Origin of the sequence: Chitinophaga japonensis (genome assembly GCF_007830125.1) — a bacterium.
Classification (GTDB): domain Bacteria; phylum Bacteroidota; class Bacteroidia; order Chitinophagales; family Chitinophagaceae; genus Chitinophaga; species Chitinophaga japonensis.
Map to the genome: position 1 here is coordinate 38,925 of NZ_VLLG01000005.1, position 11,743 is coordinate 50,667.

An 11,743-nucleotide genomic window follows, 5' to 3' on the forward strand; every position below is an offset into this window, starting at 1 on the left:
CCATCACAGCAGCCTGATCAGGTAGCTATACACATATTTTTTCTCCAGCAAACGATAAGGTAAATGAGGCAATGCGCCCCAACTGTCGTCGCCGCCTACGCCCCGTTGCCGCAGGTCCACCTGCAGGCATACCAGGTTGCGCGGTTGAATGTCGGTAATATGCTGCTGTTTTTTGGTAAGCCCCGGGTCCAGGTCTTCCGTAAGATAGTTCAGCGCGCTGAAGCATACCGGCTGCAACCCTTTTATCATTAACCCTGCGCCGGTGCTGTCCGTGAGCTTCAGCCAGCGCACATCTGTTCTATACCCGCTTTCCTGCGGGCGGATATAAGGGAAGAACTGATCGTATACCCCGGCCCGGTATATGCCGAGCAATGCAGCCGAATTGCGGTCGCTGTAATTCTCCCAGGGCCCGCGCCCGTAATACTCCAGCTTGTTGCAGGCGGCGGGCAGCATCATGCGCATGCCAAAACGCGGCAGTTCCGGTAAAGTGCGGCCCTCCATGTCAATGGCCGCCGTTACCTGCAAAGCACCGTCGGGCTGTACCAGGTAGGTGACCGTGTAGGCGGCCTGTATATCCGTCAGCTCATATTCCATGGTCACCGGCAGGCCCTGCGGCCCCTGCTCCCCTACTACGGCCCGGCGCAGGCGGCGATTGGCATGAGCGGTGCGCCACACGCCCAGGCGCTCCGGCATCTGGTTGCCAAAATCATTGTCCGTAGGCGCCCGCCAGAAGTACGGTTCGGGGAAGCGTTCTATAAGGCGGCGGCCCTGCCTGCTGTAAGCAGCCAGCCGCCCGTGCTCCAGGTCAAATACGCCGCTAACATCCCCTGCGCTGAACTGCAGTTGCCGCCCGGAGCGTTTTACCTGCAAGGTTCCCGGCGGGGCCTCCTGTGTGAAATAAGCGCTGTCCCCTATGAAAAACTGCTCCCTGGCCACTTCATGGCCGGCAGGCAGCAGCGGGGCGGCATGCCGGGTGTATGCAAACAGGTTCAGGAAATATTCTGTTCCCGGTGCCGGCGTAATACCCGGCAGGGGCAAGGTCAGCGTTTGCTGCCGGTGCGGGGCCAGCGTTACGGCAAAATCCGCCGCTTTTATCACTCCCCCGTTCCGCAGCAATTCCCAACGAAATGTGTACTGGTCCAGGTTGGTAAAGTCAAGATCGTTGCGGATGGTAATGATCCCTTTTGCGGGATCAACGGCGCTGAACAATACGGGCTGGTACCCTTTCTTCACTTCGTACAGGCCGGGGTCCGGCTGGCGGTTGGAGGCCAGCAGTCCATCGGCCACGCCATTTTCATCATGTTGCATGGCATAAGCGCCAAAATCGCCGCCGTAGCCCCAGTAAGTGCGGCCGGCGGCATCCTTTGCGCGCAGGCCCTGGTCCACCCAGTCCCAGATAAAGCCGCCCTGCATGTGCGGGCTGCTGCGTATAATGTTCCAGTACTCCTGGAAATTGCCGTTGCTGTTGCCCATGGCATGCGCATATTCGCACATGATATAAGGCCGTTCCTTAGCCGCTTCGGCGTATGCTTTCATATGGCGGATGCGGGGATACATGGGGCAAACGATATCCGTGTTCCAGTCCTCGCCGGCCTGTTCAAACTGCACCGGCCGGGTGTGGTCGCGCTGCTTTATCCATTGATAGGCGTCGTGGAAAACAGGGCCGTTGCCACATTCATTGCCAGGCGACCATATGATCACGGACGCGTGGTTCTTGTCGCGCTCCACCAGCCGGCGTATGCGGTCCATATGCGCCGGCGCCCATTCCGGCCGGTAGGCCGGGTGCCGGCTCTTGTCAAACCATGCCTGGAACTCCGCGCCCATGCCATGCGTTTCAATATTGGCCTCGTCCACAAGGTAAAGGCCGTATTGATCGCAGAGCTTGTACCAGCGCGGGTCATTGGGGTAATGGCTGGTGCGCACGGCATTGATGTTGAACTGCTTCATCAGGCGGATGTCCTGCAGCATCAGGGTATCATCGGGCACATGCCCGTTCACATCATCATGCTCATGCCGGTTCACGCCTTTTATTGTCACGGGCACGCCGTTCACCAGCAACTGTGCCTGCTTTATTTCCACCTTGCGGAAGCCCAGCTTGCTGCCGGTAACCGCCACGGTATTGCCGGCTGCATCCCGGTGCGTAATGATACAGTCGTAAAGCACCGGGTTTTCTGCGCTCCACTTGCTTACATCATTGATCCTGCCGCTGAACGTAAAGGATTGCATACTGTCTGCACCGGCGGGCAAGGTACGGCTTTGCGCAAACACCTGCCGGCCGCTGCTGTCCAGCAACGCCACCCTTACCATGTTGCTGCCGCGGCCTTGCACAAAATGGCGAAGGTCTACCGTTGCATGGAACAGGCCGTTGCGGTACCGGGCATCCAGGTCGCCGGTAATAAAAAAATCCCACAAAGAAGAGGAAGGATAGGCCTGCAGGAACACATCCCTTTCAATGCCGCTCAGCCGCCAGAAATCCTGGTCCTCCAGGTAGCTGCCGTCGTGCCAGCGGAACACCTGCACCGCCAGCAGGTTGCCGCCTTCGCGGAGGTAAGGGGTAATATTGAATTCCGCGGGAGATTTTGCCGCTTTGCTCATGCCGGCTTTCCGCCCGTTCACATACACCTGCGCGTAGCCGGATATGGAACCGAAGTGTAGGATCACCTGCTGCCCTTTCCAGCCGGCAGGCACGGTAAAGGTAGTACGATAAGTGCCTACGGGATTATATTGGTTGTTTACATAAGGCGGGTTGGCGGGGAAAGGGTAGATAATGTTGGTATAAATGGGAATGCCCCAGCCTTTCAGCTCCCAGTTGGAAGGCACGGGTATCTGCGCCCAGCCGGTATCCTGCAGGTCTTCCCGGAAAAAGTCCAGTGGCCGGTCCGCAGGCCGGTCTGCATAGGTGAATTTCCAGTTGCCGTTCAGCAGGCGGTAGCGGGAAGCGCGCGCGTGCACATCCGCCCGGGCATCGGCGGCATTGTTGTACAGCACCAGGTCCACATGCGGCGGCTCCTTGCGCCATTCATACACCGCGGGGTTCTCCCACTCGTTTTGCTGTGCTGCCAGGCGCAGCGCGGCCATACAAAATAACAAACAGGCGATCGTATACTTGCTCATCGGTTGTGACATAAAACCACAGGTTTGACGGGTTTAAGAAAAAGTACGGTTAATAATTACGGGTACGGCCTATGTAAACATTGCGCGCATGCAGATAGGTGTCCGCGGAAGGACCGGGGCTTCCGCTGGAACCTTCCATCTGCAGGTTGATGATCACGTAAAAGGGCTTGCCCACAAAATTGCCGCGGTGCACCGCTTTCCAGTTGCCATCTATATAGTAATGGATGTCTACATCGGTATCGTTCACCTTGGTGATCCATACGCGGTAGGTATGCCAGTTGCCGGGGGAAGATACCCAGGTAATGGTGCTGGACACATCGGACGGCGTTCTGAAGGTGTTCTGCCAGTTATTGGCGTCGCCCTTGAATTCCATGATATCGCTTTCCGGCGGCCAGCTATTTACGCCGGTGAGCCAGAAGGCCGGCCAGGAGCCTTTTACGGAAGGCGCCTGGAAATCGCATTTCACTTCCCAGTTGGGAAACTGGTCATTGACCAGCACATGGGTTTTGGCATGCACGGCGCCGGAGTGGTAACGGATGGGCAGGTAGGGATCGGCGCTGCTGTTGCCTTCATCCCAGTTGATACGTGTTGCCTTTTCCGTTAGCACGCCATTGCTCAGGTAAATATGGTTATGATCCGTGGGGCTGCCATACATACGGGCGGTGCCGTTATGGTCGGAGCCCCAGGGATACAGGTAGTTCCAGGCGGCTTCAAATGCGGAGTAGCTGTTAAAGGAGTTGCCGTCTATCACGGTTTCCCAGGTAGCGGCGGCCATTACGGCGCTTTGGCTTGCGGAGGCCTGCAGCGGGGCTTGCTGCAACTGCTCCTGTTGGGCCTGTTTGGCGCAGGAGCATATAAAGAGAGGAGTGCACACCAGCAGGGTGTTAAATAGTGTTCTCATAATGTGGGTTTTGAAGGTGAGTGAATATATGGTCAAACCTGTGGTTTTATAGTAGCCTGTACGCGAGGAAAGCAGCCAGCCAGGCAATGTCCGCCGGGCCTTTGTCTGCGGGTTTATCCAGGTGGCGGCCGGTATACACGTTGCCGCGGAAATAGTTCCGGCGGCTGCCTGCAAACCGGTAATCTGCTACTGCTTTTGTACAGAAAATATTGCTGCCGAAAAAAGTGCTGTCTGCATAGCCGTGCCAGTCGCCCATTTCCACCAGCGTGCTATCCATTTGCGGGCTGCGCGGCGGCAGGATGATGAGGTTGTTATAAATGCGGGTGTTCAGCACCGGGCCGGCTATATGAAATATGGGCGCGAACCCGGCATGCCTGCCGCTGGTGCGTAACCCGTCGTTGATGCTTACGTTGTACCTGACAATGGTGTTGCGGTTGCCGGCATTGTGGGGCGGCTTTGCACTGCCGTCATTGCATACCAGCAGGAAACCACCTTCATTGTCGTGGCTGTAGTTGTACTGTATCACGGTGTTGTTGCAGTTCCAGTCGGAGTCAAAGCCCTGGCCGTCCCAGGGCGCTTTGTGATCGCTTACCTCGTTGTACTGCACCAGGGTGTTATCGCAGCTCCAGGGCCAGATGCCGGCGGCCGCCTCCCCGTCCGGCAACAGGCGGGGACAGTCGCGCATCACATTATGCTCCACCAGCGCGCCATCGCAGCCGGTAGGCACAATGCCGTCGCCCGGCACGCCTTCCAGCAGGTTGTTGCGGATCACTACATGCAGGTTGGGATGCCATTCCGTGCGCGACCAGTAACCGTTCACCAGTATGCCGTTCCGTTCGCAGCGGCGGATCGTGCAGTCCGCGATCAGCAGGCCGTCGAACCGGGAAGGCTGCCGGCGGCCGCCATTCTGTACTATGATGCCGGCCCCTCCTCCCTCCTTCTTCACCAGGCTGCCGTTCACATCATGCACATCCAGGAACTGCAGCACGATGGAAGCGGCCGTGCCGAAGTCCTGCAACTGCACCAGCACGCCGGCGCGGCGCGGGCTCCGTTCCGGCCCGTAATTGGAAATGTCCAGGTTGCGCACCTGCCAGTGCGCCACGTTATACAGGTGCAGGGCGGCCGGCATTACACCGTTGCCCTGGATGCGGGGCTTGTATCCCGCACCATACCGGTCCATCACAATGGCCTGCTCCCTGCTGCCGCTTCCCTGCGGCTTTAACTGTCCTTCATAAATGCGGCCGGCGCGGAAAAAGAGGGTATCGCCGGGTTGAAAAACATGACGGTTCACCTTTTCCAGGCTACGCCAGGCCTGCTGCGGCGAGCGGCCGGTGCAGGCATCGCTGCCGGCAATGGCATCCACGTAATAGGCGGCCGGCGTAGCGGCCAGGGCCGGCAAGCTCCAGGCAGCCAACCCAATTAATAACAAGCGCAATAGTTTCCTGTTTCCGATCATGATAATCACCAAATTGAATGTCACCATCCCGGTGTTTGCTCCAGGGCGGGCGATTTTATTTTTTCCGATTGCGGCACCGGGTACCAGTACATTTTAGGCAGGAACACCCGTGGCTCCAGCTCAAAAGGCGCGTAGGAGAAGGTGGTATCATCCACCCGCGTTACACGAACGCCTTTCAGCGGGGCGCTGAGCATATCCGCCGCCAGTTTCCAGCGGCGCAGGTCCCAGTAGCGGTGCTCTTCAAAGGCCAGCTCCACCCGGCGCTCGTTCCTTACTTTTTCCCGGAAATCCGCCTGGTTCCACTGCCCTGCCAGCAACGGCGGCATGTTTACGGAAGCGCGGCCGCGCACGGCATTCACCGCCGCTATGGCGCTAAGGCCCCAGCCCTGCGGGTCCTGGTCGGGGCCATAAGCTTCATTCATGGCCTCCGCGTAGTTCAGGTACATTTCCGCCAGGCGGAAATATATCCAGGTATGCACGCTGGCCTTGTTCTGCACCAGGTCCAGGTTCTCATCCATATATTTTTTCAGGTAGTAGCCGGTCCTGGAGGCGCGGTCTATTTCCGGCCCGTCTTTTCCACCGGTCCATATTTCCATGCTGCGCCCCCTCCAGGTAGTATTGTTGGCGATCACGGTCATGCTTAAACGTGGATCGCGGTCCTTGTAGGGCGCGCTGGCATGTGCGGGATTATTCCAGTCAAAGCGGCTGCCGTCCGTAAGCTCGTAAGCATCCACCAGGTTCTGCGAAGGCGTGGTGCCGCTCTGCCCACCATCGTATACGGGATAGTTGGCGCTTTCAAAACTGTTGGCGGCCCCTGCCCTGCGGGCAAAGATGATCTCACTGTTGTTGTAGGTGTTGAAAAGCGCCCGGTAATTGCCTGCCAGTTGGTACACATTCAGGTCTATGACCGCTTTGGCCGCTGCTGCGGCCTGCTCCCAGCGGCTTTGCATACCGCCGCCGCTATAGCCTTCGCTGGCCCAATACAGCAGCACGCGGCTTTTCAGGGCCAGGGCGGCGCCTTTTACGGCACGGCCGGTATTGGTGTCATCGGTAGTAAGCGGCAAGCCGGCAGCGGCGCTGTCGCATTCCGCGGCAATGAACTGCACGCACTCCTCCAGGCTGTTGCGCGGCAGGTCCAGGTTATCGGTCAGCTCCAGCACCCGGGTGATCAGGGGCACGCCTCCATATCTTTTCACCAGCTCAAAGTAAAAAAAGGCGCGGAGGAAACGGGCTTCATGCCGCCAGCGTTCCAGGTCGGCCACCATATTGTTATACGTTTGCTGCGCGGTAGGGTCCGGGTTCAGCTTATAAGTGTCCAGGTTCACATTGCCGGATTTTTCCAGGAACTGGTTGGTGCGGCGTATGGCGGCATAAGTGGCATTCCAGTTATCGTCCGGGTTAATGTAAGGGCTCCAGCTACCATTGTTATACCGTTGAATAGCGCCGCCTTCCCAGGTAAACTCCGCATCATCCGTGGCGGCGGCCAGCATGGCGTTGTCTATCCTGTTAAAGCCCGCCGGCAGCGCGGCATAGGTGCCTACCAGGAAATCCCGCGTGCGGGCGTAGGAAGTAAACACCTGCTCTTCGGTCAGCTCCGTGCTGATCTGCCGGTCCAGGAAATCTTTCTGGCAGGCGACTGACAGCATCCCCATCATCGCCGCAAAAAGCATGCATATTCTATATCGCATAAAGTGCATTGTTTTAGTAAGGTTATAACTCCAGCCGCAGCCCTGCGTTCACGGAGCGCATCACCGGGTACCCGTACAGTACTTCCGGGTCTGCGATCTTAACATGGTCCAGTGTGAACAGGTTTACAGCATTTACGTATACACGGGCATGATCCAGCTTTACCAGCCGGGTAAGCGACAGCGGTAAGGTATAGCCCAGCTCTATGTTGCGCAGCTTTATAAAGCTGCCGTCCCGCTGCCAGAAATCAGCGCTGCGATAGTTATTATCGTTGGGCGCCGTGGTCAGCCTGGGATAGGTGGCGGTAGCGGCCGTTTCGGGCGTCCACCTGCCCTGCGCCATGGGAGGTGCGCCGGCGTTGTTCACAAAAGCCCATACCAGCGGCCCCTGCAGCATCACGCTGCGGTTGGCCACTCCCTGGAAAAAAGCGTCCAGGTCAAAGCCTTTGTACTGCAGCCCCAGGTGCAGACCAAAGGTCCATTCTGGGACAAAAGGATGGCCGATCGCTACTTCGTCGTAAATGTCTATGATATTATCCCCGTTCTGGTCCTTGTACTTGATGTCGCCGGGGCGCACCGGGGCAAACACCTGCTGCGGGCTGGCGGCTATATCGGCCTCGTTCCGGAAGAAGCCGATGGCCTGCAGGCCAAAGGGCTGGTTTACCCGCTGCCCGGTGCGGTTCAGGTACGCATAAGGTTGCTGCACTTCCGCCATGTACAATATCTTGTTGCGGGCATAAGCGGCAGATGCTTCCACAAAATAGCCAGGGCCGCGCTTTCCGGCGGGACGGCGATAGCCCAACTGCAGCTCCAGCCCGCGGTTGCGCACGCTGCCCACATTCTCCGCGGGCAGTCCTACGCCTATGTAACCGGGCACGGAACTGTTGCGCTCCGCCAGTATATCATAACGCTTCTCGTCAAACACATCCAGCGTGAAGGTGATACGGTTGCGCAGCAGCACGGCGTCCAGGCCCGCATTCAACCTGCGGGAAGTTTCCCAGGTAATGCCGGGATTGGCCAGGCTGCCTTCATCAATGCCGCTGGCGGCGTGATTATCCGTACCAAAGTAATAGCCGGCGCCACCGCTGTAGTACTGGTTGTAGGGGAACCGGCGACCGCCCACCTGGTCATTGCCCGTAAGGCCCCAGGAGGCGCGCAGCTTCAGGAAATCCAGCCAGGCTGCCTGCGGCTGCAGGAAACTTTCTTCGGACAGCACCCAGCCGGCAGACAGGGCGGGAAAGAAACCGAAGCGACTCCCTTTGGGAAAGTTTTCGGAGCCGCTGTAGCCGAAAGTGAACTCACCAATGTATTTACGTTTATACGCGTAGGTAACACGGCCGGCAATGCCCTGGTGCGCGTAAGGCACATTATTGCCGGAGATGGTATACACATCCTGCTGGTATTGCAGCAGGGCATTTACCTCCTGCTGGCCGAAGCTGCGGTCATAGGCCAGGCTAAGCAGCGCGTTGGTGCGGCGCCACTGGTCATTCTGCCAGTCGTTCACGGCTACGGGAGTGTTGTCGCCAAATTTGGTATATACCGTGTCCCCGGCGGTGTTGCGGGACAACTGGAATACGGCAAACTCTTTTGTCTTATCATCATTGCCCCGGAACCAGTTATTGAAGGACACGGCGGCGGAGGCTACCAGCCCTTCCGCCAACTGGTCCAGGCGGTAATTCAGCCGCATGGTGGCCTGCAGGCTGCGGTCGTGCGTAGAGGCCACGCCGGTGCCCAGCACCAGGCCCACCGGGTTGTTGCGGTACACGGAGGTGCCGCCGTAGCTCTCGTCCGGGTTGCGCACCGGGAAAGCATTGGGCGGTATCAGCATCATATTGTACCAGAGTGTAGGCGCATCCGTACCCGGGTACGTGCGGTCTTCCACGCGGCCGGCCAGGTCCAGCGAGGCGCTTAAACGGCGGGTAACATTGATGTCTACATTGGAGCGGAAATTATAGCGGAGGAAGCTGGCGTTGGCGCTTTCCTCCTTTTCCGGGTCCGTGTTCTTATACAGGCCGGTGTTCTTCAGCACGTTCAGCAGCACAAAGTAGCGGGCATTGTTGTTGCCGCCGCGTATATTCAGGTTATAGTTGGCGGTGGGCGCTGTTTTCTTCAGCACTTCATCATACCAGTTCACGTTGGGATGGAAATAGGGGTCGTTACCGGCCCTGTAGGCATCCAGGTCGGCCTGGGAATACCGGGGCGCCCGTCCCTCCTGCTGCAGCGCTTCGTTATAGAGGCGCGCGTAATCATAGGCGCCCAGGAAATCCGGCAGCCGTAAAGGGCTCTGCCAGCCGGTTTGCGCACTGAAGGCAATGCGGGGTTTCCCGACAAACCCGCGTTTGGTAGTAACCAGTAACACCCCGTTAGCCCCGCGTATGCCATACATGGCGGTAGCGGCAGCGTCTTTCAGCACGGTGATGCTGGCTATTTCATCTGCAGCAAACTGGTCGAAGGGGCTTTCAAAACCGTCCACAAAGGTGAGCAGGCGCGTACCGCGGTACGAGCTGATGCCGCGCACCAGCATGGAAGGCGCATCGTAGCCCGGCTCCCCGTTGCCCTGCATTACCGTAAGACCCGGCAGCCGGCCAAACAAGGCATTGCTCAATGTGGGCACGGACGACCGGCGCAGCTCCTCCCCGCTGATGCCTGCGATGGCGGCGGTTGTTTTCCAGCGGGGCTGCTCCGCGTAGGCTACGCTTTGCAGGGTATCCAGGGATGCGGGAATGGTATCCCTTGCTGCATCCGCCCGCAGGCTGCCGGCGGCCAGTATGCCCATGCCCGTTAGTATGCATGCCGTGAGCTGTTTATATCTGAAATGGTTCATTCAATTGTTTTTTGTGTTTGAAAAATGTGCTACCATCCGGGGTTCTGCTGCAGGTATTGCTTGTATATCTCGGTGTTGGGAAAGGGATAGAGATACATTTTATCCTCCCATATCCTTTCTTCAAACACCACCTGCTCAAAATGGAATTCGCTGCTGTTGGCAATGGGCCGCAACCGCAGTCCATACATTTTTCCTTTCATGACGCCTTCTTCCCCGGCAATTTTCCAGCGCCGCACATCCCAGTAGCGGTGCTCTTCAAAGGCCAGCTCCACGGCGCGCTCATTGCGGATGGCAGTGCGCATGTCCTCTTTGCTGAGGCCCGACAAGGCGGGCATGCCGGAGCGGGCGCGGATGGCATTGATAGCGGTATACACTTCCGCCACGGGGCCCTGGGCTTCATTCAGCGCCTCCGCATAGTTGAGGTAAAATTCCGCCAGCCGGAACACCGGCCAGTTGAGCGTAGCGCCGTAAGAGGCCCAGGTAACGGTGCGGGGCAGGAACTTGTGCAGCCATTGGCCGCCGCCCCGGTTGCCGCCATGCGTGGCCGGCTTATCGTCCGGCTTGATGTACACCTGCAGGGCGCCCACCTCGTCATTCCAAACGGCGCCGTTATACCCGATGGACTGGGCAAAGCGGGGGTCCAGCTCTGCATACAACTGGTTGATGTTATCGCCGGAAGCCGGCCAGGTTTGCGGGCCGCCGGTCTTCTTCTCATACAGCTTCACGAAGTTGAGCGGTACGGATATGCCGTACCAGCCGCCATAGATGCCGGGCGGCATGGTAAAGTTGAAATAGTCGCTGTAAATGCCCCACCAGCCATTTCTTTTATTGGCCAGTATGATCTCCGCGTTATCCGGCTGGGACCATACATACTCGTAATTCTTATCCGGCCCGTATTCCGTGATCAGGCGGCAACTGCCGGCCGGCGCCCAGTCCAGTACGGCTTTGGCGGCATCCGCAGCCTGTTGCCAGCGGGCGGCGCTGTAATTATGATAGCTTACCAGCCTGGCAATGGAGTCTGTAGTGCTTACGTAAGGATCGGCGCTGTTGAACAGGGGGCTGGCGGCGTATAGCAGTACCCGTGCTTTCAGGGCCAGGGCCGCGCCCTTGTGCACACGGCCGCGCAGGAAACCAAGTTGAGATACCGGGAGAGCGGGCAATGCGGCATCGCAATCGCTTACAATAAAATTCACGCAGTCCTCGAACGTGTTGCGCGGCAACTGCAGGTTGTCCGCCCCCTGCAGGCGCTTATCCACAATAGGTACGCCCCCGTAGCGCTTCAGCAGATCGAAATAGCGGAGCGCCCGCAGGAACTGCGCTTCGGCCTTCAACTGGGCCTTGTATTCGGCGCTGGCATCCGGCACGTCGTCTATCCGTTCTATAAAAATGTTGGTCTTCCGGATGGCCTTGTAGTGCTGGTTAAAATCATCTTCCGGGTTATTGTTCGCGTTCCACTGCCCGGCATTGAAGCGGTTGGCCCCCGGCCAGTCATCCGCAATATCCCCTTCGTCACAAGCGGCCGCCAGCACGCCGGCCACTATGCCGCCGCTGCTGCTGGCGCTCCAGCCGGTAGGGAAACCGGAGGGGATACAGTTACCATAAGTATCCCACAGGAAACTTTCGGCATGCCGCAGCTTTGAAAAAATAGTGTCCTCCGTAACATCCACTGAGGGCGGCTTCTCCAGGAAGTCTTTCTGACAGGAGAACAGTATGATAGTGGTAAATAATATAATTGCCTGTTTCATAATACACGTGTTTAGCTT

The 11,743-nt window shown here is 58.1% G+C and carries 6 protein-coding genes; all 6 read right to left on the reverse strand.

The window, feature by feature from the left end; translation table 11 throughout:
* Nucleotides 1–3: 3 nt before the first annotated feature.
* The 6 genes from LX66_RS21500 to LX66_RS21525 are packed head-to-tail and all read right to left on the reverse strand — an operon-like array spanning nt 4 to nt 11,725.
* Complete coding sequence (locus LX66_RS21500; protein ID WP_211366462.1) at nt 4–3,126, reverse strand: glycoside hydrolase family 2 TIM barrel-domain containing protein; 3,123 nt, start codon at nt 3,124–3,126, stop codon at nt 4–6.
* Between the two features lie 37 nt (nt 3,127–3,163).
* A complete protein-coding gene (locus LX66_RS21505) occupies nt 3,164–4,015 on the reverse strand; it encodes a LamG domain-containing protein (protein ID WP_244620481.1) in 852 nt (283 codons plus the stop codon).
* A gap of 46 nt (nt 4,016–4,061) precedes the next feature.
* Entirely contained in the window at nt 4,062–5,471 is a 1,410-nt protein-coding gene (locus tag LX66_RS21510; RefSeq protein ID WP_158642705.1) for a right-handed parallel beta-helix repeat-containing protein, read from the reverse strand.
* A 20-nt stretch (nt 5,472–5,491) separates the two neighbouring features.
* On the reverse strand, nt 5,492–7,159 hold the full coding sequence (locus tag LX66_RS21515; protein ID WP_211366465.1) for a RagB/SusD family nutrient uptake outer membrane protein: 1,668 nt from the start codon (nt 7,157–7,159) through the stop codon (nt 5,492–5,494).
* Between the two features lie 22 nt (nt 7,160–7,181).
* Complete coding sequence (locus LX66_RS21520) at nt 7,182–9,980, reverse strand: SusC/RagA family TonB-linked outer membrane protein (protein ID WP_145717452.1); 2,799 nt, start codon at nt 9,978–9,980, stop codon at nt 7,182–7,184.
* Between the two features lie 29 nt (nt 9,981–10,009).
* The gene (locus LX66_RS21525) at nt 10,010–11,725 is read right to left on the reverse strand and encodes a RagB/SusD family nutrient uptake outer membrane protein (RefSeq protein ID WP_145717454.1); all 1,716 of its coding nucleotides are present in this window, start codon (nt 11,723–11,725) and stop codon (nt 10,010–10,012) included.
* Nucleotides 11,726–11,743 lie beyond the last annotated feature (18 nt).

What these genes read in the sequence shown, in the direction of transcription:
- LX66_RS21500 (WP_211366462.1), bottom strand. Translation starts at nt 3,126, where the DNA reads ATGTCACAACCGATGAGCAAGTATACGATCGCCTGTTTGTTATTTTGT.
- LX66_RS21505 (WP_244620481.1), bottom strand. Translation starts at nt 4,015, where the DNA reads ATGAGAACACTATTTAACACCCTGCTGGTGTGCACTCCTCTCTTTATA.
- LX66_RS21510 (WP_158642705.1), bottom strand. Translation starts at nt 5,471, where the DNA reads ATGATCGGAAACAGGAAACTATTGCGCTTGTTATTAATTGGGTTGGCT.
- LX66_RS21515 (WP_211366465.1), bottom strand. Translation starts at nt 7,159, where the DNA reads ATGCGATATAGAATATGCATGCTTTTTGCGGCGATGATGGGGATGCTG.
- LX66_RS21520 (WP_145717452.1), bottom strand. Translation starts at nt 9,980, where the DNA reads ATGAACCATTTCAGATATAAACAGCTCACGGCATGCATACTAACGGGC.
- LX66_RS21525 (WP_145717454.1), bottom strand. Translation starts at nt 11,725, where the DNA reads ATGAAACAGGCAATTATATTATTTACCACTATCATACTGTTCTCCTGT.